Raw genomic sequence first — 22,443 nt, 5'->3', positions numbered from 1 at the left:
GCCGCCGCCCGGCCCGTACGTCAGCAGATGCGCGGCAGCTGCTCGCCGATCGGAAGGTCGACCACGCGCGTGCCGCCGAGGGCGGTGCGGGCCACGACCAGGCCCGGGTGGGCGTCCACGGCCTCGCCGATGACCGTCGCTCCCCGGCCCAGCGGATGGGCGCGCATGGCGTCCAGTACGGCCTCGGCGTGCTCGCGCGGCACGAAGGCGACCAGCTTGCCCTCGTTGGCCACGTACAGCGGGTCGAGGCCGAGGATCGCGCACGCGTTGGCGACGGCCGCGGGGACCGGGACGCTGCGCTCCTGGATCACGACCCCGGTGCCCGAGGCGGCCGCGATCTCGTTCAGGGAGGCGGCGAGTCCGCCCCGGGTGGGGTCGCGCAGGACGTGCAGGTCGGGGGTGACGGCGAGCATGCTCTGGACGAGGCCGCCGAGGGCGGCGCAGTCGCTCACGACGTCCACGCCGAACTCCAGGCCCTCCCGGACACTCATGATCGCCACTCCGTGGAGGCCGATCTCGCCGCTGACGATCACGACGTCCCCCGGTACGACCCGCTGCGGGCGCAGGTCCACCCCGTCGGGGATGATCCCGATGCCCGCGGTGTTGATGTAGACGCCGTCGCCGTGGCCGGCCTCGACGACCTTGGTGTCGCCGGTGGCGATCTCCACGCCCGCCGCCCGTGCGGCGGCGCCCATGGTCTCGGCGACCCGTGCCACCACGGACATCTCGACGCCCTCCTCCAGGATGAACCCGCAGGACAGGTACGCCGCCCACGCCCCGCTCATCGCCAGGTCGTTCACGGTCCCGTTGACGGCGAGGTCGCCGATGCCGCCTCCGGGGAAGAACAGCGGTCGCACCACGTAGGAGTCGGTGGAGAAGGCCAGCCGGACGCCCCCGAGGCGGACGGCCGCCGAGTCGCCCATCTGGGCCAGCACGTCACCGCCGAACGCGGGGGCGAAGAGGTGCTCGACCAGTTCGGCGGAGAGCGCGCCACCGCCGCCGTGGCCCATCACCACGCGCGGGCGGTCGCGCAGCGGCGCCGGACAGGTCCAGCCCGTGACGTCGAGGGTGGGGGAGGGGGTGGGGGTGGCGGTGGTAGCGGCGTCAGACAACGGGGCTCGCCTCCAGCGGGGTGGTCGCGGCGGCGGGCACGGTGCCCAGTTCGAGCCGCCGGTAGAGGTAGTACGCGGCGCAGGCACCCTCGCTGGAGACCATGGTGGCGCCGAGCGGGCTGCGCGGGGTGCACAGGGTGCCGAAGGCCTCGCACTCGTGCGGTTTCAGCAGCCCCTGGAGCACTTCGCCGCTACGGCACTCGGCCGGCTCCCGGGTGTTGATGCCGGTGACCGAGAAGCGGTGCTCGGCGTCGAAGTCGCGGTAGCGGGAGGACAGCCGCCATCCGCTGTCCGGGATGACGCCGATGCCGCGCCAGGCCCGGTCGGTGACCTCGAAGACGTCCTCCAGCATGGCCAGGGCGGCCGGGTTGCCCTCCGGGCGGACGGCGCGCGCGTAGGCGTTGTCGACGGTGTGCTCGCCGCGTTCCAGCTGCCGCACGGCCCGGCGTACGCCCTCCAGGATGTCCAGGGGCTCGAAGCCCGTCACCACGATGGGCACGCGGTGGCGCGCGGCCAGCTCGGGGTACTCGCTCACGCCCATCACGCTGCACACGTGCCCGGCGGCCAGGAAGCCCTGGACGCGGCAGCTCGGCGACTGCATGATCGCCTCGATCGCCGGGGGCACCCGGACGTGGGACACCAGCAGGCTGAAGTTGTGGATGCCGAGCTTCTTCGCCTGGTGGACCGTCATGGCGTTGGGCGGGGCGGTGGTCTCGAAGCCGATGCCGAAGAACACCACCTGGCGCTGCGGGTTCTCCTGGGCGACGCGCAGGGCGTCGAGCGGGGAGTAGACGACGCGTACGTCGCCGCCCTCGCTGCGCACCTGGAACAGGTCGCGGCCGGTGCCGGGCACCCGGAGCATGTCCCCGAAGGAGCAGAAGATCACGTCGGGCCGGGAGGCGATCTCCAGCGCCTTGTCGATGACCTCCAGCGGGGTGACGCACACCGGACAGCCCGGACCGTGAATCAACTCGACCTGTTCCGGCAGGAGTTGGTCGATGCCGTGCCGGATGATGGTGTGGGTCTGGCCGCCGCACACCTCCATGAGGGCCCAGGGGCGAGTCACGGTGGCGTGGATGTCGTCGAGCAGCCGGCGCGCGAGGGCGGGGTCCTGGAACTCTTCGATGTACTTCACGGCCGGCCTTCTTCCTGGGCTTGCTGGGGTGCGGTGGCCTCTCCGGCGAACGGCCCGTCGGCGAAGGGCCAGGGGGAGTCGGCTTCGGCCTGGGCGGCCGCCTGCTCCCATGGATCGCCGAACTCCTCCTGGAGCATGCCGAGTTCCTCGAAGAGCGCGAGGGTCTGCCGGGCCGACTCCTCGTCGAGGCGCTGGAGGGCGAAGCCCACGTGGACGATGGCGTATTCGCCCACCTGAAGGTCCGGCAGGTACTCCAGGCACACCTCCTTCTGCACGCCGCCGAAGTCGACGGTAGCCATGCGGGTGCCGTCCTTCTCCCCGATGTCAAGCACTCTGCCGGGTACCGCCAGGCACATGGGCTTCTCCTTGCTGTGGGTGGTGCGGGTACTGCTCCGGGGCGGCGGCCGCCGCCACCATGAGCTGGCCGAGGGACAGCCCGCCGTCGTTCGGGGGCACCCGGCCGTGGCGCAGAACGGTGAACCCGGCGGCCCGCAGGGTGCGGGCGCACGCGGAGGACAGCAGGGCGTTGGCGAAGACGCCGCCGGTCAGCGCGACGGTGTCCAGGCCGTGCCGCTCGCGCGCGAGCGCGCAGAGCTCGCCGACCAGGGCGGTGATGCCGGCGTGGAAGCCGGCGGCGATCGTCCCCGGGTGCGTGCCCGCGCGTACGTCGGCCACGACGGCCGTCAGCAGCGGCGCCGGGTCGGCGACCACCGGGCCGGCGCCGGGGCCCTGCGGGACGCGCAGCCCGAAGGCGTAGTGGGGGCCGGCCGCGCCCGCGCCGAGGGCCGCGGCCTCCAGCTCGATCGCGGCCTGCGCCTCGTAGCCGGCGTGGTGGCAGACGCCGGCCAGCGAGGACACGGCGTCGAAGAGCCGCCCCATGCTGGAGGTCGGCACGCAGTTCAGGCCGCGCTCCAGCTGGCGTTCCAGTACGCGCAGTTCGTCGGGCGGGCACGCCGCGACGCAGGGCAGGTCCGGGGTGCGGGCCAGGCCGGCTGCCCGCAGGTGGGCCAGCGCCATCCGGTACGGGCGGTGCACGGCAGCGTCGCCGCCCGGCAGCGGCACGTAGCCGAGGTGGGCGAAGCGGGTGTAGCCGGCGTAGTCGGCGAGGAGGACCTCGCCGCCCCACACGGCGCCGTCGTCGCCGTAGCCGGTGCCGTCGAAGGCGACGCCGATCACCGGGTGTCCGCCGTCGAGGCCGTGTTCCGCGAGGGCGGAGGCGATGTGCGCGTGGTGGTGCTGCACGCGGACGAGCGGGCGGGATCCGGCGGTGCGCCGCGCCCATTGGGCGGAGCGGTAGCCCGGGTGCCGGTCCGCCGCGAGGAGTACGGGGCGGACGCCGGTGATGGACTCCAGCTGCCGCTCGGCGCGTTCGAGGGCGTACTGGGTGGCGAGGTCGTCCATGTCGCCGATGTGGGCGGACAGCCAGGCGCGGCGCCCCTCGCCGAGGCAGAAGGTGTTCTTCAGGTCACCGCCGGCGGCGAGGGTCGCGGGGACCGGCAGCGGCAGTGCCATCGGCAGCGGGGCGTATCCGCGGGCGCGCCGGACGGCCAGCGTCTCACCGTCGCAGACCCGCACCACGGAGTCGTCGCAGGGCACGTGGATGGGGCGGTCGTGGGTGAGCCAGGCGTCGGCGAGGCCGGCGAGCCGTTCCAGGGCCTCGTCGTCGTCGGTGACGATGGGCTCTCCGGCGAGGTTCCCGCTGGTCATGACGAGCAGGCGGGGGCCCGGCGGGTCACCGGGCAGGCCGAGCAGCAGGTGGTGGACCGGGGTGTACGGGAGCATCACCCCGAGGTCGGGGCAGCGCGGGGCGACCCCTTCGGCGAGTACGCCCGGCGGACCCCCGGGGTCGGCGGCGGTGCGGCGGCGCAGCAGCACGACGGGCCGCACGCCGCCCTCCAGCAGGGCGCGTTCCTCGGGGCCGATGTACGCGTACCGTTCGGCGTCGCGGACATCGCGGGCCATCAGGGCGAAGGGCTTGTCGCCGCGGGCCTTGCGGCGCCTCAGCTCGGCCACGGCGCGCGGGTGGGTGGCGTCGCAGGCGAGGTGGTAGCCGCCGAGGCCCTTGACGGCGAGGATCGCTCCGGCCGCGAGGAGCCGGCGGGCCCCGGCGATCGGGTCCTCGTCCGGGGTCTCGCAGGGGGGCCGCCCGGTCCGCCCGGTGAGCAGGGTCAGCCGGGGGCCGCAGGCCGGGCAGGCGACCGGCTGGGCATGGAAGCGGCGGTCGGCGGGATCGCCGTACTCGCGGGCGCAGTCGGGGCACATGGGGAAGCGGGCCATGGTGGTGTGGGCTCGGTCGTAGGGCAGCCCGGTGACGATGGTGAACCGCGGCCCGCAGTGCGTGCAGGTGATGAACGGGTGCCGGTGGCGCCGGTCGGCCGGGTCCGCGAGCTCGGCGAGGCAGTCGGCGCAGGTGGCGACGTCCGGGGAGACGAGGGTCCGCGCGGGGCCACCGGTGCGGGAGGCGATGATGGTGAATCCGGCGCCGCCCGCGACGGGTACCTCGTGGTGGTCGACGGCGTCCACGACGGCCAGCGGGGGCGCGTCCGCCGCGAGGTGCTCGCAGAACCGCGAGACGGCGGCCGGGGCGCCCTCGACCTCGGCGACGACGCCCTCGGGGGTGTTGGTGACGTGTCCGGCGAGGCCGAGCCCGGTCGCGCGGGTGTAGAGGTAGGGGCGGAAGCCGACGCCCTGGACCACGCCGCGGACGGTGACGCGGCGGCGCTGGACCGCCTCCATCAGCGGGGCTGCGCGGCGGGCTGGACGTGCGGGCGCGGGTGCCCGTGCCCGGAGCCGTTGCCCTGGCCGTACACGGGGTCGGGGCCGTCGCTGTGGGCGTGGGCGTGATCGGGGCCGGGGTCGGCGTGGGAGTGGGCGGGGGCGTGCCCGGGTCCGTTGGAGCGGCCGTGCTCGTGATCGTGGTCCGGGCCGTGGGAGTGGCCGGCGCCGTGGTGGTGGTGATGGCCGTCGGACCCGTGTTCGTGTCCGTGTCCGTGCAGGTGCCCGTGTCCGTGGTCGTGGCCCTGTGCCTGCTGCCGGCCGGCCATCACCGGGGTGTGCGTCCCGGTCCCGTCCCCGGCGGCCAGCGCCCGGTCGAGCAGGAGCCCGAGGCCCTCGCCCCTGCGGGCCGAGGTCATGACGATCTCCACGCCGGGGTTGACGCGCTCGACGTTCGCGCGGAAGGCGGCCTCGTCGAACTCGACGGCCTGCGCGATGTCGGTCTTGGTGACGACCACCAGCTGCGCCAGCCCGAAGGCGGTCGGGTACTTCAGCGGCTTGTCCTCGCCCTCGGTCACCGAGGCGAGCACCACCCGCAGCGTCTCCCCCAGGTCGTAGCTCGCCGGGCAGACCAGGTTCCCCACGTTCTCCACGAAGAGGATCCGGGTCTCCTCGGGCAGCCAGCCGTCCAGGTGCCGGCCGAGCATCCCGGCCTCCAGGTGGCAGAGCCCGTCCGTGAGCACCTGCTTGACCGGTACGCCCGAACGGGCCAGCCGCAGCGCGTCGTTCTCGGTGGCCAGGTCCGCGGTGAGTGCGGCGACCGGCACCGATCGTTCACGTGCCAGGAGCAGTTCGCGCTCCAGGAGCGCCGTCTTGCCGCTGCCGGGGCTGGAGAGCAGGTTGACCACCGTCGTACCGCGGGCGGTGAGTCCGGTGCGCAGGGCCCGGGCGGCGTCGTCGTTCTTGGCGAGTACCGCCTGCCGCAGATCGACCACTCGGCACATGGTTCAGGCCTCCTCGGGAATCGGTTCGCGGGTACGGGCGCCGGCGGGGCCGTCCTCCCAGCGGACGCTGAGGATCTCCAGCTCGCGGCCCGACAGCAGTTCCACGTCCGTGGCCCTGCCGCATCCGGGGCAGCACAGCTCGGGGGGCATCCCCACGGCCCAGGTGCCGGGGCAGGTCGCGCAGCGGGCGCGGGCCGCCACGGATTCGGTGACGAGCTCGGCGCCGTCGAGAACCGTTCCGGCACAGGCCAGTTCGAAGCAGAAGGTCAGCGCGTCGGGCACCACACCCGCCAGCTCGCCCACCCGGAGCCGTACGGACGTGACGGCGTGCGCGCCGGCCGCCCCGGCGGCTTCTTCCACCTGGCCCACGACGGCCATGGCGATCGACATCTCGTGCATCGGACTCCGTCCTGCCGGGGCTCATTACACCGGCGGAACGGGGGTGCGGCGGTCGGGCACGCCGGTGCGCCGCACCCCCCGTACGCCGTTCGGCGGGGGGTGCGGCGGCCGTGGTGTCACATGCTGCGCATACGCAGGTAGCGCCTGAGGTCGGGAAGGACCTGGAGGACGACGGCGGCGAGGACGGCGAGCGCGGCCCCGCTGATGACGGCCTTCTTCATGGGGTTCTCCTCAGTTCGCGGCGGGGTTCGCCGGCTTCGTCGGGGGCCGGGCGGTCGAGCAGGTCCAGGGCCATGCGGACGGCCTCCGGCACGGCGGCGGCGACGGGCGGGCTCAGTCCGATGCCCTCCTCGACGCAGGCCGGTTCGCAGCCGAGGACCAGCGTGCGCCGCGGAGGGGTGGCGCCGGTTCCGGCGCACAGGGCGCCCAGCAGGGCGAGGACGGTGTCGGGCGACATGTGGTGGCCGTCGAGCACGGGCCCTTCGCCGGGTCCTGCGGCCCGCGTGCCGGCCCCGTCGGCCGCGCCCGCTTCCGTCTCGATGAGGTAGAGCGTGCCCGGTGCGCCGCCGCGGGCGGTGGCGTCGACCAGCACGAGCGTGTCGTAGCCGTCGAGGAGCTGGTAGGCGAGGTGGATCCCGCGCACACCGAAGTCCACGACCTCGACCCCGTCGGGCAGGGGGTGCGCGGACAGGGCCCGGACGGTCTCCACGCCGAACCCGTCGTCGCCGAGGAAGACGTTGCCGATGCCCGCGATCAGGACCTTGGGGCTCACGCGTCCTCCAGCAGGGTGACCTCGTCGGGCTGGAAGTAGAGGAAGCGGCCCTGTTCCCGGCGGATGTCCGCGCCGGGGTCGTCCTCCACCGTGACGGCGAGGTGCACTCCCCCGTCGACGTCGTGCAGGACGGCCTCGACCTGTGCGGAGCGACCGTGCAGGAAGAGGTCCTGGGCGTCGGTGCGGCGCGGCCCGGGGCGGAGCAGGACGCGGCTGCCGGGTCCGACGGGGGCGCCGTCGATGGTGACGCGGTCGCGGGCCGGATCGGCGGTGTCGGCCCCGGCCGGGTCCCACCAGGGGGTGTCCGGCCTGAACACCGCTTCCTCGTCGGGTACTTCGCAGATCTGCTCCGGACCGTCCGGGCCGGTGACCTCCCGCAGGGAGCGCACCGCGCCGTGCAGGCGTTCCAGCACCTCGGGGGGCAGGGAGTCGGCGAGGTCGATGACGGCGGCTGCCCGGGCGTCCGTGCCTCGCGCCTCGCGCTTCTCCTGGTCGGTCAGGGCCGCCGTGCGCAGGGCGAGGATCTCGTCGATCTCGGTGGCGTCGTACATGGCGCCCGCGCTCTCGGGGGCGATGGCCGGGTGGTCCTCCAGGATGATCGGGGAGGACAGGACCACGTCGGCGCGGCCCGCCTCGCCTGCCAGCACCGGCCAGGTGTGGCGGTTCTCGCAGGCGGCGACGGCCTCCCGGGCCCATTCGGGCGGGTCGGTCATCGACAGGAAGGAACCGGAGTCGAGTCCGAGCAGGAGGTGGGCGGCGACCAGCGAGCGGGGCAGAGCCGCCTCGCGGTCGGCGCCGGATCCGGCCGCGGGGGTCCACGGGCTGGTGTTCTCCACGACGGCCGTGAGCCGGAACACCCGGTAGGCGCCGTCGAGTTCCACGGCCCGCAGTCGCAGTACGCCCTCGATCGCCTCGGTCCGCCGCACCAGGCGGCCCGCCGTCCGCCCGTCGGCGTCGAGGACGGCCTCGATGTCGTCGCGGGCGGGGCGGGCGAACGGCACGCAGACGCCCTCACCCGCCAACCCGCTTACGGGTACGGCCAGTTCGACGTGCTCCTCGGTGCCCTCGTCCCAGGGGACGAGGACCCGGTCGGCCAGGTGCAGTTCGTCGACGTCGGCGAAGCCGCCGCCGTCCAGGGCCTGCTGGACCGTACGCCGCTGCGCGTGCAGGAACCGAAGCTCCAGGGCGAGCGTCGCGTCGCCTCTCGGCTCCATCAGGATCTCGGTCCGCTGGAAGGCGTGCTCGCCGTGGGCCGGACCCCATGCCGGGGGCACGAGGACCCCGAACTGCCAGCGCATCCGGTTCTTGGCGGCGGAGGCCCGGTACGGGTAGAGCACGTACCCCTCGAGGAGGACGGCGTCGGCCACCTGCCGGGCGGCGGCGAAGCGGGCGTCCGCGGTGGTGGTCGTGGTCACGGGGCCGTCCTCTCGGTGAGGCGCGGACGCAGCGCACCCGGCCGGACGGCCCCGGGCGGGGGCGGGGGTCCGGCCGCGGGCGCGGGATCGGCCGCGTCCAGCAGGGAGCGTACGGTCGCCTCCCAGGAGGCGAGCGCGTGGCGGGAGCGGTGGGCGAGCAGCTCGGCCATGGTGTCGCGGGGCAGCCGGAGCCATCCGCAGCCGGGGAAGTGCTGCTCGACCATCTCGCGCCAGACGGCCACGGGCATCCGGTACGCGGCTTCGCGGTCCCAGGGCACGGGCTCCACCCGGAAGCCGGCCTCGCCGGTGAAGGCGGTGCCGGAGAACAGCATCAGCAGCGGGACCTCGCCGTCCTGGAGGGCCTCGAAGTACCGGGTCGCCGCGATGTCCATGTCGTAGGTGCAGGGCACGACGAGGTCCGTCTCGGTCTCCCCGGTGAAACCGGGCACCATCACCGACACCAGGGCGAACTGCACGGGCTGGAGCGTGGTGCCCCACCGAGAGCGTTCGCCGAACAGGTCGGCGAGGCCCTCCGCCTCGGCGGGGCCGTAGCCGCGCCGGGCCGGTTCGATGCGGATCTGGCAGCGCAGGGCGAGGGCGTGCACCCGGGTGTCCGGGTCGGCGGTGACGCGCAACCGGAAGACGAGGGTGGGGCCGGCGGCGTACGGGTCGGCCCGCACGCCGGTGCAGGTGAAGCCGAAGCCCGTCATGACCGGTCCCCCGCGGGGGCTGCGGGGGCCACGGGCCTGGCCCGCCGTTCGACGTCGTCGAAGAAGGTGCCGAGGGCGGCCCGCGCCTCGGCCCCTCCGTCGAAGCCCTGCCACAGCATCCGCATCCGGCCGACCAGTTCGTAGCAGACGTCGATCGGCACGAGGTAGCAGCCGGAGCGGCCCTCCCAGCGGTGCACGAGCAGGGCTTCCGTGTCGGGTTCGAGCAGGGCGGCCAGCGGGCCGCCGTCGAGGACCTGCTGCCAGGTCTGCGGATCGAGTTCGCTCTCGGTCGCCCCGGCGGGGCTGGGGTAGAGGGCGACCAGCCGGTCCAGTGCGGCGTTGCGGAAGAAGAAGGCGACGCCGACGGGGATCTGGAGCCGTTCCCACACCCCGGCGTCGAGCCGGTGGTCCGGGTCGGTCAGGTAGCGGTCGGGGACCGTCCGGTAGCGGCCGGTCCGGGCGCCGGGCCGGTCGAACAGCAGGGAGCAGCCGGTGCAGGCGCAGACCAGCGTCCGCTTCTCGGTCTCCACCAGGTGGCGGTGCCCGTCCGGGGGCACGGCCACCCCGCACAGCTCGCAGGTCTCGGGCCGGGGCGGGCGCGGGCCTGCGAACCGGCGCAGGCCGCGCGGGCCCCCCGTACGCAGGGCGGGCCCGCTCACGGAACCCGCGCCGGGCTCTGCGGCCGGGTGCCGATCTGCAGCAGCGCGGGCTGCGGGGCCGGGGCGGGCTCCATCTCCACGCCGGTGACCTCGGGGGCGAAGCAGGTCAGGGCGTCCTCCAGCGTCCGCCGGGCGCCCTCCTCGCCGCCGGGGCCGCAGCCGCAGCCGGTGGGTGCGGCCGCGGGGCGCAGCCGCAGGACACCGGTGGCCTCGTCGAAGCCGAGCAGTTCCACCGGGTCGGCCGCGCCGGCCAGGGCGCGGGCGATCCGGGTGTGCACGTCCTCGGGGTGCAGGCCGTGCAGGGAGAGCAGGCTCGCCACGAGCTCGTCGTCCGCGGCCGCGGCCAGCGGACCGTCCCCCAGCTTCTCGGCGATCCGGGCGAGCCCGGCGCCGTAGAACTCCATCAGCACCCGCACGAGTTCCTCGGCTGCCGCGCACGCCTCGCGGTCCCCGGTGGCGGCCAGCCGGTCGAGGACCTCCTCGACGCGGCGGCCCGCCTCCCGGGCGTCGACGGCCGCGCTCATCCGCCCAGTCCGCTCAGGCCGGTGGGGACGTGCATGGTCTTCACGGTCTTGCCGCCGCCGACGTACATGTGGACGCCGCAGGGCAGGCAGGGGTCGAAACTGCGCACGGCGCGCATGATGTCGATGCCCTTGAAGTTCTCCGGGGTGTTCTCCTCGAAGATCGGGGTGTTCTGCACGGCGTCCTCGTACGGTCCGGGTGTGCCGAAGGTGTCGCGGGTGCTCGCGTTCCACGGCGTCGGCGGGTAGGGGTGGTAGTTGGCGATCTTGCCGTCGCGGATGACCATGTGGTGCGAGAGGACGCCCCGGACGGCCTCGGTGAAGCCGACGCCGATGGACTCGTCCGGCACCTCGAACTTCTCCCAGGTCTGGGTGCGTCCCGCGCGGACCTCGGCGAGGCCCTTCTCGGCGCAGTGCAGGGCGATGGCGGCCGCGTACGCCTGGAAGTAGGTGCGGGCGCGGTTGCGCTCCAGCGCGTTGCTCCACTTCGGGATCTTCCACTCGAAGCGGGTCTCGGGCTTGGTCATCGTGCGGGGCAGGTTGATGACGACGCTGTGCCCGGTGGCCTTGACGTAGCCGACGTCGACGAGGCCGGACAGGGCCGTGGACCACAGGCGGGCGATGGGGCCGCCGCCGGTGTCGAGGGCGAGGTGGTCCTTGCCGTCGAACCAGCGGGGCGACATCACCCAGCTGTACTTGTCGTCGAAGTTGCGCTTCTGCGGGGCCGGGATGGTGTGCTGGTTCCACGGGTGGCGGGGGTCGACCGGGTTGCCGAGCGGGTCGTGTGTGACGAACTGCTCCTTGCCCTCCCAGTCGTCGTAGTACGAGCTGCCGAGCAGGATGCGGATGCCGAGGTTGATCTCGGTGAGGTCGTTGGTGACGAGTTTGCCGTCCACGACGACGCCCGGGGTGACGAACATCTTCCGTCCCCAGTCGGTCATGTTGGCGTAGGTGAAGTCGCAGTGCTCGGGGTCGTTGAGCGCACCCCAGCAGCCGAGCAGCACCCGGCGGCGGCCGACCTCCTCGTAGCCCGGCAGGGCCTCGTAGAAGAAGTCGAAGAGGTCGTCGTGGAGCGGGACGACGCGCTTCATGAACTCGACGTACCGCATGAGCCGGCTCATGTAGTCCGTGAAGAGCTGGACGGAGGCGACGGTGCCCACGCCGCCCGGGTAGAGCGTGGAGGGGTGCACGTGGCGCCCCTCCATCAGACAGAACATCTCGCGCGTGTAGCGGCTGACCTGGAGGGCCTCGCGGTAGAACTCGCCCTCGATGGGGTTGAGGGAGCGCATGATGTCGGCGATGGTGCGGTAGCCGTGGTCGCCGGCGTGCGGGGCCTCGGTGCGCTCGGCCAGTTCCAGGACCCCGGGGTTGGTCTCGCGGACCATCTTCTCGCAGTAGTCGACCCCGACCAGGTTCTCCTGGAAGATGTTGTGGTCGAACATGTACTCCGCGGACTCGCCCAGGTTGATGATCCACTCGCCGAGGTGCGGCGGCTTCACCCCGTAGGCCATGTTCTGCGCGTACACGGAGCACGTGGCGTGGTTGTCGCCGCAGATCCCGCAGATGCGGCTGGTGATGAAGTGCGCGTCGCGGGGGTCCTTGCCGCGCATGAAGACGCTGTAGCCGCGGAAGACCGACGAGGTGCTGTAGCACTCCGCGACGCGCTTCTGCTTGAAGTCGATCTTCGTGTGGATGCCGAGGCTGCCGACGATCCGGGTGATCGGATCCCAGGCCATCTCCACCAGGCCGCTGCCGTCACCGGCCGCCTTCGTGTTCGGTGCCATCGTTTCTGCCGTGACCCTTCTTCGGTACGTGCGGGGCGTTGTCTGCGGGAGGGGGCGGGAGGAGCGGTCCGTCACCAGGGCGGGCGGTAGCCCGTGGTCAGGCTCCGGCCGGCACGCCGCCACTTCGGCTCCTCGTCCACGGTGTGGGCGGTGACCGAGCGGAGCTTGCGGATCAGCGCCCCGTACGCGCCGCTCGCGGTCGCGGAGACCTTCGCGCCGGGGGGCTCGTCCATGAAGGGCATGAACTTGTCGGGGAAGCCGGGCATGGTGCAGGCGATGCAGATGCCGCCGACGTTGGGGCAGCCGCCGATGCCGTTCATCCAGCCGCGCTTGGGGACGTTGCACTTCACGACGGGACCCCAGCAGCCCAGCTTGACCAGGCACTTCGGGGAGTCGTAGGTGTGGGCGAACTGGCCCTGCTCGTAGTAGCCGGCGCGGTCGCAGCCCTCGTGCACGGTCGCGCCGAACAGCCAGGTGGGGCGCAGCTTGTCGTCGAGGGGGATCATCGGGGCCGAGCCGGCCGCCTGGTAGAGCAGGTACGTCAGGGTCTCCGAGAAGTTGTCCGGCTGGATCGGACAGCCGGGCACGCACACGATGGGGATGCCGGCCTGCGACTTCCAGTCCCAGCCCAGGTAGTCGGGCACGCCCATGGCGCCCGTCGGGTTGCCCTCCATCGCGTGGATGCCGCCGTACGTGGCGCAGGTGCCGATGGCGACGACGGCGAGGGCCTTGGGGGCCAGCCGGTCGATCCACTCACTGGTGGTGATGGGCTGGCCGGTCGCCGGGTCGTCGCCGAACCCGCACCAGTAGCCCTCGGGCTTGATCGACTCGTTGGGGATCGAACCCTCGACGACGAGGACGAACGGGTCGATCTCGCCGCGCTCACCCTTGAAGAACCACTCGATGAAGGTGTCCGCGCCGCCGACCGGGCCGCATTCGAAGTCGATCAGGGGCCAGTGCACGGCGATCTTGGGGAGACCGGGCAGGGTGCCGGTGACGATCTCCTCGATGCTCGGCTGCATCGCCGCCGTCAGGGACACGGAGTCGCCGTCGCAGCTCAGACCCGCGTTGATCCAGAGGATGTGGATCACGGGGTCTTCGACCGGGTCCTTCGTCACTGCGGCCATGCGCTGCCTCCTCGGGGAGGGGATCAGGGTGTGAGAGGGGTGGGAGGGGAGGCGGTCTGCCTCGGCTCCACATTTCTTGCTAACAGCTGCCGGGGCCGGACGCCGCGTCTGGTGCGGCCAGTCCAGTGACACCGCGCCGGTCCGCGGCGGCGCGGGTGAGGTGGGGCGGGGTCGCCGAGGGCCGCTCCTTGCGGACGAAGGCGCGGCGCAGGGCGTGGTAGGGGGCGTGCGGGTCGAAGAAGGTCCGCCGCATCAGCGCCAGCTCGGCCTCCCGGTGGGCGGCCAGCGGGCGCCGCGCCTCGTCGCGCTCGCGTGCGGCCTTCTTCGCGGCGATCCGGGAGGCGGTGCCGGGCAGGTCCGCGAGACGCACCGCGAGGCGCTGCGCCTCGCCGGGGAAGTCGCCGGGAGCGCAGGGCACCGTACGGTCGGTCAGCCCGATCCGCTGCGCGGCGGCGGCCCCCAGCGGCAGGGCCTCGGTGGTGAGGCGGTCCGCGAGGGCGGGGCCGACGCGTCGGGGCAGGGTGTACGTCCAGTACTCGGAGCCGTACAGCCCCATCAGGCGGTAGTGCGGGTTCAGGACGACGCCGGAACGGCACCAGACCTCGTCGGCGGCGAGGGCGAGCATGGCGCCGCCGGCGGCGGCGTTGCCGCCGAGGGCGCTGACCACGAGGCGGTCGGTGGTGGTCAGCACCGCCTCGACCAGGTCGTTCATGGCGTTGATGTTGGCCCAGGACTCCTCGGCGGGGTCCGCGGCGGCCTCGATGATGCCCAGGTGGATGCCGTTGGAGAAGAAGTCGCGGCCGCCGCCCAGGACCAGGACGGTGGTGGGGCGGGTGCAGGCGGTCCGGTACGCGTCCAGCAGGCGGCGGCAGTGCGCGGTGCTCATCGCGCCGCCGGGGAAGGAGAACGTCAGGAAGCCGGTGCGGCCCTCCTCGTGGTAGCCGATGTCGGACCAGGCCGGGCGGTACGGACCGGCGGCCGGCGGGGCGGGCAGTTCGGGCAGCGGGGGCAGGTCGCTCAGCCGGTCGGCGAGCGCGAGCGTGGCCGGGAGCCTGGGGGTGGGCGGGGCGCCCGCTGTGCGGGGGGCGCGCAGCTCGGGGATCCACACGGCCCCGTCGGCCGTGGCCCGGCAGACCGCACCGGCCCGGGTGGCGAGGAGCTCGCCGGGGCGGCCGCGCAGGCCGTCCTCGCGGTGGCCGCCGTGCAGGTACCAGTCGGCGCCGAGCAGGTGGTCGCGTACGCCGGGCTGCGAGTCGGCGGCGCGCAGGACGCGCAGGACGCGCTCGGTGCCGTCCGCCGCCCAGTCGATCCGGCGGTCGTCCTGGCGCACCGGCGGCCGGGCCCGGCCGCCGGTCTGGGGGCGCGGGACGTGACGACCGGAGGCGAAGCGCTCCACGGCGAGCAGAACGGCCTCCAGCGCGGCGTCGGCGATCTCACCGCGGTAGAGGTCGCTCTTGCCGACGGGGGGCACCGGGCAGTCGGCGGTGGCCCAGACGTCGCCGGCGTCCATCTCGGCGTTGGCCTGGAGGACCGTCACCCCCCAACGGGTCTCGCCGTCCTGGACGGCGTGGTCGAGGGAGGACGGGCCGCGGTCGCCGACCGGCCCCGGGTGGACGACGAGGCAGGTGTACGCGGCCCAGACGTCCTCGGGGATGGCGGTGCGCAGCATCGGCGCGAGGACGAGGTCGGGGCGGTGGCGGCGCACGGTGTCGCCCAGGGGGGCGTCGGGCAGAGCCAGTTCGACGGCCACCCGGTGGCCGTGGTCGCGCAGCTCGGCGTGGACCCGCTGGGTGAGGCTGTTGAACGCGCTCGCGACAAGCAGGACGTACACGTGGTCTCCCGGCGGCGGCCCGGAGCCGCCGCGTCGCGGGTGCCGGGCCTGTTCGGCGGCTGGTGACCGGAGCACGACCGGCCGCCTGCGATGCTCGTCCCCTCGGGGCGGGGGGCGGCCGAAGCGGAGCGGCGATGTCACCCGAAAGCGCCGGGGGGCACGGCCGCTCGGCCCACCCTTGACGTTGCCCTGGCCGGGCGATGCGGGATCCGACTCCGGGCCCGCGGCCCCTGCGGGCCCCCTCGCGGGGAGCCGGGCGGGATCCGGTCGCGATGCCGCACCCCTCGCGGGGAGCCGGGCCGGGGTTCGGGCTCGGTGCCGTACCCCTGGCGGGGCGGCGGGGCGGGGTTCGGGCTCGGTGCCGTACCCCTGGCGGGGAGCCGGGCCGGGGTTCGGGCTCGGTGCCGTACCCCTGGCGGGGCGGCGGGTCGGGATCCGGGCGCGGTGGGGGTCGGTCGCGGTGCCGCGCAGGGGTATCTCCTCGGCTCGCGCCAGGCGGGCACCTCTCGGCTGTGGGAGGTGGTTGCGCGCTCGTCCTGCGGGGACACCCCTCCCCGTCCCCGCTCCAGCTGTACGAGCCCGGTTCCGGGGGACACCGAAGCGCTGGCGTGGGGTGGGGACACGGCGGAGTGTCCCCGCAGGACGAGCGCGCACCGCCGGGTACAGCCGCGACATGCCGAACCGCGCGAGCCGAGGAGATACTCCGGCGGGGCACCGCCCCACCCGTTCCATCCCGCCCAGCGGAAACCCGGCCACCCCGGCGAAAGCCGAAGGGCCGAGGAGACACTCCGGCGGGGCACCGCCCCACCCATGGCATCCCGCCCAGCGGAAAACCGGCCACCCCGGCGAAAGCCCAACCGAGCCCTCCTGCCCCTCGGTATCCGGCCACCCCCGGGCGGGAGCCGCACCGTGCCATCCCGCCCCGCCGGTACTCGGTCGCCCCCGGCGGGAGCCGAACGGCCGGACCGGCCCGCGGAAACCTGCTGCCCCGCCGGGAGGCTACTGGCGGTTTTCCATGCCGATCGCCTTCTGGAGGTCCTTGTGGGCCTGGCCCCATTCGCCCTCCTGTTGCTCCAGCAGGGCGGCCGCGATGGCGTTGAGTTTGACCTGGATGGCGTGTTCCGCCCGGCGTTCGGAGTTCTTCAGCAGGGCCAGCAGGAGCAGGGCCACCGCGCCCATCGCGTCGCCGACCAGGTGCTGCCAGCTCGTGTCCAGATGGAGCAGGTGGACCACGATGAAGGCCGCCACGAGCAGGACGCAGAACACGGAGAAGCCGGCGGAGCTGGTGAAGTTGGAGGCAAGTTCCGCGAGCCTCGCGAATCGCCCGGGCTCGTCCGCCTCGCCCTCTTTCGCGGGATGCTCAAAGGTCATGCCCCCACGCCTGCCCGCTCCGGGTACCTCGAACCACCTGGTTCGCCCGCTCGGGCGAACGGCCGAGATCCCGCACACTGAGGTCGGCCCAAGGTTTTCCACCGGACATCGGGAGCCACGTGATTCCGCCCGTCGAGGTGACCACCGAGACCGTGCGCGCCGAGGACGGCGCCACGTCGGGCGTTCTGCTGCACCGCAGACCCGACGATCCGTCGGCGCCGGTCCTGGTGTGCCTGCCCGCCATGGGCACCAGGGCCGCCGCCTACGCCCCGCTCGCGGACGCCCTCGCGGGGGCCGGGTTCCAGGTGGCGGTCGGCGAGCTGCGCGGGCAGGGGACGAGCTCCGTGCGCGTGGGGCGGGGGGTGCGCTACGGCTATCACGAGATGGTGGCGTACGACTGCCCCGCGCTCTTCCGCGCCGTCGCGGCCGCCTTCCCGGCGGCTCCGCGCCACCTCCTGGGGCACAGCCTCGGCGGGCAGCTCGGCACCCTCTACCTCAGCCAGGAACCGCACATGGCTTCGGGCGCGGTCCTGGTGGGAGCCCCCTCGTGCCACTACCGCGGCTGGCCCTTCCCGCAGAGCCTGGGCATGCTCGCCGCCTTCCGGTTCGCGGCCGCGTTCTCCGCGGTGTACGGGTACTTCCCCGGCCGCCGCATCGGCGTGCTCGGCAACGACTCCGCGCAGGTCCTGAAGGACATGGCGACGCAGGTCAGGACGGGCTGCTACCACGTGCCGTCCTCCGAGGTGGACTTCGAGCCCGCGCTGGCGAAGCTGGACCTGCCGGTCCTGGCGGTCGCCATCAAGGGCGACGCCATGGCCCCGCCCGCCGGGGTGCGCGGGCTCGCGGACAAGCTGACGAGCGCGCGCGTGACGTACTGGGAGCTCGCGCTCGGCGAGGGCTCCCGGGGCAGCCGGCACTACGCGTGGATCCGGGACAGCGCCGCGCTCGTCGAGCGGGTACGGACCTTCGTGGACCGGGGCTGATCTGCCGCCCGTCAGCCCAGACGGGCCGGGGAGGAGGCTCCGGAGGTCAGCAGCCGGGGGGTCCCGGAGCCGTCGGCGGGCACGGTCCACAGGTCCGTGCGGTCGGCGGCGCCGTCGCCGGGCAGGCCGTAGGCCAGAGTGGCGTCGTCGAGCCAGGCGGCCTGGTCGTCCACGCTGCGCTTCTCGGCGAGCGGGTGGTCCCGCAACGTCCCCAGATCCATGACGTGTTCGCGCCACAGGGAGGCGCCGGCCCGCACCCGCTTCTTGTACGCGATGCGCGTCCCGTCAGGGGACAGGGACGGGCATTCGACGTTCTTGGTCAGGGTGGTGACGGTGCGTCGGGAGACCGATCCCTTGACCAGGTGCGTCTCGCCGGCCGTGGCGAGGGTGGCGTAGAAGGTGTCGTCGTCCTTGGCGAAGGTGACGCCCCAGAAGTTCACGTCCTGGGCGCGGTAGTCCCGTCCGTCCATGGTGATGGCGAACTCCTCCAGGTTGGGCTCCAGTTTCCAGGTCCTGGTGTCCAGGATCGCGGTGCGTGTGGAGAAGAACGCCGCACCGTAGGACTCGCCGGAGACGAAAACGGTCCAGGCGGCGAAGCGGCCGCTGGGCGAGACGCGGGCCCGGCTGGGCGTGCCCGCCAGGGGGAAGGTGCGCACCTGGCGAAGCTCGGCGTCGACGACGATCGCCTTGTTGTCCTGGGCGAGCGCGCCCGGGCTGGAGCGCAGGCAGACGCCGGTCCCCGCGGCGGCGTGGAAGCGCTGGCAGGTGAGGTCGGACACCGTGCGGGTGCCCTCGGGCGCATCGGCCGGGACGGAGGCCAGGGCCCCGCGGTGCGGGCCCTGTCCGCTGCCGAGGAAGGTCAGGGTGTCCCGTCCGGCCGTCAGCGTGACGGCCCCCGCGGTCGCCGCCGGGCCGCCGGTCTGCGGCCGGTCGGCGCGGGAGGCGGCGCGCAGCACCAGGGCGGCGCCGACGCCACCGAGCAGCAGCACCGCCACCGCGAGGACGAGCAGGCGGCGGGAGCGTGTCATCGGGTTCCTCACGGATGTCGGGGCGGAGCGGGTGCGGCGGGTGCGGCGGGTGTGGTGGGCACGGGCGGCGACGGTCGCAGGACGTAGCCGGCGACGGCCGCGCAGCAGAGCAGACCGGCCGCGGCGGCGGCGAGTGCCGGGCCGGTGCCCCAGAGGGTCCACGCCCCGCCGAAGGCGAGGGAGCAGGCGAACCGGGCCAGCGCCTGGCCGGTGCCGACCAGGGCCAGCCCGGTGGCGCGCAGGGACTCGGGGACGGTGGCGGCGACGGCGGCGGGCAGTACCCCGTCGGTGGCGGCGTAGAACATGCCGTGCAGGGCGAGTACGAGGTAGGGCAGAGCGGGCTGGTCGGGGGCCCACAGCAGCAGGGCGTAGGCGGCGAGGAGGAGGGCGTGCCCGGTCAGGAAGACGGTGCGGCGCCCGATCCGGTCGGCCAGGGCGCCGGCCGGGACGGCCAGCAGCAGGAACACGGCGGCGGTGCCGAGCGGCAGGAGCGGGAACCACTGGTCGTCGATGCCGGTCCGGCGCTGGAGCAGCAGGTAGACGAAGGCGTCGCTGACGGTGGTGAGGCCGAGCAGGACCGCGCAGAGCGCCAGGGCGCGCAGCCGCGGCAGGCGCAGCAGGGCCGCCGCGTCGCGCAGGCGTACGGGGTTCGGTCGGGCCGCGGCCGGAAGGGCGGCGGCCGGGGCCGCGGCCGGCCGGGGCGGGGTGTCGCCCGCGCCGGAGGGGACGAACAGCATGAGCACCACGACGCCGAGTACGGCGACGCAGGCACTGACGCCGAAGACGGCGTCGTAGCCGTCGACGGCCACGCCGAGGATGAGGAAGGCGGCGAGGGGGCCGAGCAGCGCGCCGGTGGTGTCCATGGCCCGGTGGACGCCGAAGGCCCGGCCCTGTAACCGGTCAGGTGTGGAAAGGGAGATGAGTGCGTCGCGCGGGGCGGTGCGCAGGCCCTTGCCGGTGCGTTCCAGCGCGAGGATCACGCTGATCGGGCCCAGGCTGTGGGCGAGCAGCAGCAGGGGCTTGCACAGGGCGGACAGGCCGTAGCCGATGCCGGCGACCAGTTTGTGGTTGCGGACCCGGTCGGCGAGGTGGCCGCCGGTGAGCTGCACCAGGGCGCTGACGCCGTTGTAGACCCCGTCGAGGGCGCCGAATCCGAGCGGGCTCAGGCCCAGCCCCGCGATCAGGTACAGGGGCAGGACGGCGGTGACCATCTCGGAGGAGACGTCGGTGATGAGGCTGACGGTGCCCAGCGCGAGGACGGTCGGGGCGACCGCCGCGGCCCTGCCGGATCCCCGGTCCGGCGGCGCGGTCTTCGCGCCCGAGGGCGCGGAGCGGTCCGCGAGGTACATGCTCTGGAGCTCCCCCGTGCAGACGGTCTGAGGTCGTTCGAACGTGCGGGTCGATCCCGAACCCTAGTACGTGTACGGGCCAACTGTGGCGCGTACGGCGCGATTCGGCCGTACGCACCGGTGTGTCACCGGCGGCTGCTCTCGTCCCGGAGCCAGGTGGAGAAGTCCTGCTCGCGGATGGCCCTGCGGGCGCCCCGGCGGGCGGCGAGCGCGGCCACCGCGAACACCAGGACCGAGGGCAGCAGTTCCGGATCGGCGCGCAGCAGGGCGCGCAGGTCGGACGCTCCGGTGCGCGCCGAGGGCGCGGCTCCCGCACAGGCCTCCCGTGCGGCCTGGAAGCGCTCGAACTCGGCGGAGGAGGTCGCCGCGCGAACCTTGCGCCGGATCAGGTCGGACCAGGTGCGCGGCGGGCGCACGACGACCCGGGCCTCCTCGACCACGCGCCGCTCCCCCGGCCCGAAGGCCAGGGACGCGGCCAGGTCGTCGGCCATCAGCGGGGGCAGTGCGGCGATCCGCTTGTGCCCCTCCTCGGTCACGGCGATGACGCCTCGGCCGAACAGGCCCTCGCGGACGGCCGGCAGCCGCTGCCACACCCGATAGTAGGCCCGGACCGGCCAGGCGCAGCCGGTCGGCGGGATGTCCCGGCCGGGGGCGGCGGCGAGCAGGTCCGGGTCCGCGGCGAGCGCGCCGGTCAGGGCCCGTACGTCGGCGGCCCCGAGGACGACGTCGGCGTCCACGTACAGCCGGGGGAAGCCGCGCGCGTGCTCGTCGCCGACCCGAAGTGCCGTGTGTTTGGAGGGGGTCGGGATCTCCACGACGCGTACGCGGTCGCCGCGCGCGCCCGCCGCCCGGGCGGTGTCGTCCGTACAGCCGTTGCACACCACGACGATGTCGGGCCCGGACGACGGGGAGTCGGCCAGGAGCGCGTCGAGGAGCCGGCCGATGACCCGGCCCTCGTTGTGGGCCGGTATCACGATGCTGGTCACCCGGGCAGTATGCACGCTCGAACACCAGCTCCCGGCGATTCCGCCAACTCTGCCCGGGGGTACGCCCGGTGGACTAGATTGAGCGGCGCCGACCGGATTTCGGCGCGCTGCGGCGCGGCCGGCGCGATCCGGAACCGGCAAGGGTGGTACGGGTTCGGCTGCTTGTGGGGAACAGGCGGTCGGGCCGGGGGGCGGCATATGCGATGCACGCAGAACATCGGTTGTGGGGGGCCATCACCGTTGAGCAGGTCACGCACGGGACGCGCAGGCGTCCGGCGTGCCCTCGACGACGGCGTTCCACCTCCACCCCACGCGTCCCCGGCCATGGGTTGTCGACACGCCAGCCGGCGTGCGCGGAAGGAAGGGAACGCTGTGAAGGACACCTCCAAGGACGGCGCGCAGAGCGCCGACCGGACCGTCGGGCAGGGTGCCGCAATCTCGGGCCGGGGGTCCGCGGCGCCGTTAGGCATCGCGGTGGTCGGGGCGGGCTACTGGGGCCCCAATCTCGTCCGCAACTTCCAGTCCAGCCCGCAGTACCGGCTGCGATACCTCTGCGACCTGGACCTCGACCGGGCGCGTCAGGTGCTCGGCCGGTACTCCACGGTGCAGCCGACCTCGGACTACGCCGCGGTCCTCGCCGACCCGTCCGTCCAGGCGGTCGCCGTGGCCACCCCGGCCGGGACGCACCTGGACGTCGCGCTGGCCGCCCTGCGCGCCGGCAAGCACGTCCTCGTGGAGAAGCCGCTCGCCGCCACGTACGAGGACGGGATGCGGCTGGTCGCGGAGGCCGAGAAGCGCGGTCTCACCCTGATGTGCGACCACACCTACTGCTACACGCCTGCGGTGCGCCGGATCCGCGAGATGGTCCGCTCCGGGGAACTGGGCGAGATCCACTTCGTCGACTCGGTCCGGATCAACCTGGGGCTCGTCCAGAAGGACGTCGACGTCCTGTGGGACCTGGCCCCCCACGACCTCTCGGTCCTCGACTTCATCCTCCCCGACCACGTGCAGCCGGTGGCCGTCGCGGCGACCGGCGCCGACCCGATCGGGGCCGGCCAGTCCTGCGTGGCCTACCTGACCCTCCAGCTGAACACCGGTGCCATCGCGCACGTGCACGTCAACTGGCTCTCCCCGACGAAGGTCCGCACCACCATGGTCGGCGGCTCCAAGCGCACCCTGGTCTGGGACGACCTCAACCCCACCCAGCGCGTCTCGGTGTTCGACCGGGGCGTGGAGCTGAGCGCCCCGCAGGAGATCGGCGCCGACGAGCGCCGCGACATGCTCGTCTCCTACCGGTCGGGCGACATGGTGGCGCCGGCCATCGGCGAGAAGGAAGCCCTGCGCAGCATGGTCGAGGAGTTCGCCGACGCCATCAGGACGGGCCGGGCGCCGCTGACCGACGGCCGGGCGGGCCTGAAGGTGCTGGACATCCTCGAAGCGGCCTCCAGGAGCCTGGAGTTCCGCGGCGCGGTCGTCGGGCTGCGCACCGGGCGCTGACCCCTCGCGGTCCGATCCAGGTCCCCATCGGGGCCTTTCGCATTC

Annotated in this window: 20 protein-coding genes; 2 read left to right on the top strand and 18 right to left on the bottom strand. The window is 73.9% G+C overall.

Going from position 1 to position 22,443, the window contains the following annotated elements:
- Window positions 1-20: 20 nt before the first annotated feature.
- The 15 genes from hypE to E6U81_RS11490 all read right to left on the bottom strand — a co-directional run bounded on the left by hypE (window position 21) and on the right by E6U81_RS11490 (window position 16,555).
- Entirely contained in the window at window positions 21-1,112 is a 1,092-nt protein-coding gene (gene hypE, locus E6U81_RS11560) for a hydrogenase expression/formation protein HypE (RefSeq protein ID WP_276615803.1), read from the bottom strand.
- Window positions 1,105-2,247, bottom strand: coding sequence for a hydrogenase formation protein HypD (gene hypD, locus E6U81_RS11555; protein WP_136229989.1), 1,143 nt, complete (start codon window positions 2,245-2,247; stop codon window positions 1,105-1,107). Before hypD ends, hypE begins: the two co-directional genes overlap by 8 nt.
- Window positions 2,244-2,603: a HypC/HybG/HupF family hydrogenase formation chaperone gene (locus tag E6U81_RS11550; protein ID WP_240803765.1), complete on the bottom strand. Its 360-nt coding sequence runs from the start codon at window positions 2,601-2,603 to the stop codon at window positions 2,244-2,246. Before E6U81_RS11550 ends, hypD begins: the two co-directional genes overlap by 4 nt.
- Window positions 2,572-4,983, bottom strand: a complete 2,412-nt coding sequence (hypF, locus tag E6U81_RS11545; protein WP_136229988.1) for a carbamoyltransferase HypF — start codon at window positions 4,981-4,983, stop codon at window positions 2,572-2,574. The genes E6U81_RS11550 and hypF overlap by 32 nt, the downstream gene beginning before the upstream one ends.
- On the bottom strand, window positions 4,983-5,966 hold the full coding sequence (gene hypB / locus E6U81_RS11540; protein WP_136229987.1) for a hydrogenase nickel incorporation protein HypB: 984 nt from the start codon (window positions 5,964-5,966) through the stop codon (window positions 4,983-4,985). Before hypB ends, hypF begins: the two co-directional genes overlap by 1 nt.
- A 3-nt stretch (window positions 5,967-5,969) precedes the next feature.
- Window positions 5,970-6,365 carry a hydrogenase maturation nickel metallochaperone HypA gene (locus E6U81_RS11535; RefSeq protein ID WP_136229986.1) on the bottom strand — a complete coding sequence of 132 codons (396 nt, stop codon included), beginning with the start codon at window positions 6,363-6,365 and terminating at the stop codon, window positions 5,970-5,972.
- 217 nt (window positions 6,366-6,582) lie between these two features.
- Window positions 6,583-7,137, bottom strand: a complete 555-nt coding sequence (locus tag E6U81_RS11530) for a hydrogenase maturation protease (RefSeq protein WP_136229985.1) — start codon at window positions 7,135-7,137, stop codon at window positions 6,583-6,585.
- A complete protein-coding gene (locus E6U81_RS11525; protein WP_136229984.1) occupies window positions 7,134-8,552 on the bottom strand; it encodes a hypothetical protein in 1,419 nt (472 codons plus the stop codon). Before E6U81_RS11525 ends, E6U81_RS11530 begins: the two co-directional genes overlap by 4 nt.
- Window positions 8,549-9,262: a DUF6084 family protein gene (locus E6U81_RS11520; protein WP_136229983.1), complete on the bottom strand. Its 714-nt coding sequence runs from the start codon at window positions 9,260-9,262 to the stop codon at window positions 8,549-8,551. The genes E6U81_RS11525 and E6U81_RS11520 overlap by 4 nt, the downstream gene beginning before the upstream one ends.
- Window positions 9,259-9,921: a DUF5947 family protein gene (locus E6U81_RS11515; RefSeq protein ID WP_240803764.1), complete on the bottom strand. Its 663-nt coding sequence runs from the start codon at window positions 9,919-9,921 to the stop codon at window positions 9,259-9,261. The genes E6U81_RS11520 and E6U81_RS11515 overlap by 4 nt, the downstream gene beginning before the upstream one ends.
- Complete coding sequence (locus tag E6U81_RS11510) at window positions 9,918-10,445, bottom strand: hypothetical protein (protein WP_136229982.1); 528 nt, start codon at window positions 10,443-10,445, stop codon at window positions 9,918-9,920. Before E6U81_RS11510 ends, E6U81_RS11515 begins: the two co-directional genes overlap by 4 nt.
- Window positions 10,442-12,226, bottom strand: a complete 1,785-nt coding sequence (locus E6U81_RS11505; protein ID WP_136229981.1) for a nickel-dependent hydrogenase large subunit — start codon at window positions 12,224-12,226, stop codon at window positions 10,442-10,444. Before E6U81_RS11505 ends, E6U81_RS11510 begins: the two co-directional genes overlap by 4 nt.
- Window positions 12,227-12,297: 71 nt before the next feature.
- The gene (locus E6U81_RS11500) at window positions 12,298-13,353 is read right to left on the bottom strand and encodes a hydrogenase expression protein HypE (RefSeq protein WP_136229980.1); all 1,056 of its coding nucleotides are present in this window, start codon (window positions 13,351-13,353) and stop codon (window positions 12,298-12,300) included.
- Window positions 13,354-13,432: 79 nt separating this feature from the next.
- Window positions 13,433-15,184, bottom strand: coding sequence for an enoyl-CoA hydratase-related protein (locus tag E6U81_RS11495; RefSeq protein ID WP_136229979.1), 1,752 nt, complete (start codon window positions 15,182-15,184; stop codon window positions 13,433-13,435).
- A gap of 999 nt (window positions 15,185-16,183) precedes the next feature.
- A complete protein-coding gene (locus E6U81_RS11490) occupies window positions 16,184-16,555 on the bottom strand; it encodes a low affinity iron permease family protein (RefSeq protein WP_136229978.1) in 372 nt (123 codons plus the stop codon).
- A 119-nt stretch (window positions 16,556-16,674) separates the two neighbouring features.
- Here E6U81_RS11490 and E6U81_RS11485 point away from each other — a divergent pair, with 119 nt between their 5' ends.
- Entirely contained in the window at window positions 16,675-17,538 is an 864-nt protein-coding gene (locus tag E6U81_RS11485; protein ID WP_136229977.1) for an alpha/beta fold hydrolase, read from the top strand.
- 11 nt (window positions 17,539-17,549) lie between these two features.
- On the opposite strand, the gene E6U81_RS11480 is transcribed toward E6U81_RS11485, so the two are convergent.
- The 3 genes from E6U81_RS11480 to E6U81_RS11470 form a co-directional block, all read right to left on the bottom strand.
- Window positions 17,550-18,566 (bottom strand): PD40 domain-containing protein, encoded by a 1,017-nt coding sequence (locus E6U81_RS11480; protein WP_136229976.1) that lies wholly within the window; start codon window positions 18,564-18,566, stop codon window positions 17,550-17,552.
- Window positions 18,567-18,574: 8 nt separating this feature from the next.
- On the bottom strand, window positions 18,575-19,915 hold the full coding sequence (locus E6U81_RS11475; protein ID WP_136229975.1) for an MFS transporter: 1,341 nt from the start codon (window positions 19,913-19,915) through the stop codon (window positions 18,575-18,577).
- Between the two features lie 125 nt (window positions 19,916-20,040).
- Window positions 20,041-20,901, bottom strand: a complete 861-nt coding sequence (locus E6U81_RS11470) for a glycosyltransferase (protein WP_136229974.1) — start codon at window positions 20,899-20,901, stop codon at window positions 20,041-20,043.
- 372 nt (window positions 20,902-21,273) lie between these two features.
- Here E6U81_RS11470 and E6U81_RS11465 point away from each other — a divergent pair, with 372 nt between their 5' ends.
- On the top strand, window positions 21,274-22,398 hold the full coding sequence (locus E6U81_RS11465; protein WP_240803763.1) for a Gfo/Idh/MocA family oxidoreductase: 1,125 nt from the start codon (window positions 21,274-21,276) through the stop codon (window positions 22,396-22,398).
- The last annotated feature ends 45 nt before the right edge of the window (window positions 22,399-22,443 follow it).

The organism is Streptomyces sp. A0592 (assembly GCF_004795115.1).
Lineage (GTDB): Bacteria > Actinomycetota > Actinomycetes > Streptomycetales > Streptomycetaceae > Streptomyces > Streptomyces erythrochromogenes.
Note: the sequence above shows the minus strand (reverse complement) of the source record. Positions and strands in the feature narration are given on the sequence as shown.

Bases quoted from the DNA above. Each gene is read 5' to 3' on its own strand.
- E6U81_RS11550 (WP_240803765.1), bottom strand. From the start codon at position 2,603: ATGTGCCTGGCGGTACCCGGCAGAGTGCTTGACATCGGGGAGAAGGAC.
- hypF (WP_136229988.1), bottom strand. From the start codon at position 4,983: ATGGAGGCGGTCCAGCGCCGCCGCGTCACCGTCCGCGGCGTGGTCCAG.
- hypB (WP_136229987.1), bottom strand. From the start codon at position 5,966: ATGTGCCGAGTGGTCGATCTGCGGCAGGCGGTACTCGCCAAGAACGAC.
- E6U81_RS11535 (WP_136229986.1), bottom strand. From the start codon at position 6,365: ATGCACGAGATGTCGATCGCCATGGCCGTCGTGGGCCAGGTGGAAGAA.
- E6U81_RS11520 (WP_136229983.1), bottom strand. From the start codon at position 9,262: ATGACGGGCTTCGGCTTCACCTGCACCGGCGTGCGGGCCGACCCGTAC.
- E6U81_RS11510 (WP_136229982.1), bottom strand. From the start codon at position 10,445: ATGAGCGCGGCCGTCGACGCCCGGGAGGCGGGCCGCCGCGTCGAGGAG.
- E6U81_RS11505 (WP_136229981.1), bottom strand. From the start codon at position 12,226: ATGGCACCGAACACGAAGGCGGCCGGTGACGGCAGCGGCCTGGTGGAG.
- E6U81_RS11500 (WP_136229980.1), bottom strand. From the start codon at position 13,353: ATGGCCGCAGTGACGAAGGACCCGGTCGAAGACCCCGTGATCCACATC.
- E6U81_RS11490 (WP_136229978.1), bottom strand. From the start codon at position 16,555: ATGACCTTTGAGCATCCCGCGAAAGAGGGCGAGGCGGACGAGCCCGGG.
- E6U81_RS11480 (WP_136229976.1), bottom strand. From the start codon at position 18,566: ATGACACGCTCCCGCCGCCTGCTCGTCCTCGCGGTGGCGGTGCTGCTG.
- E6U81_RS11475 (WP_136229975.1), bottom strand. From the start codon at position 19,915: ATGTACCTCGCGGACCGCTCCGCGCCCTCGGGCGCGAAGACCGCGCCG.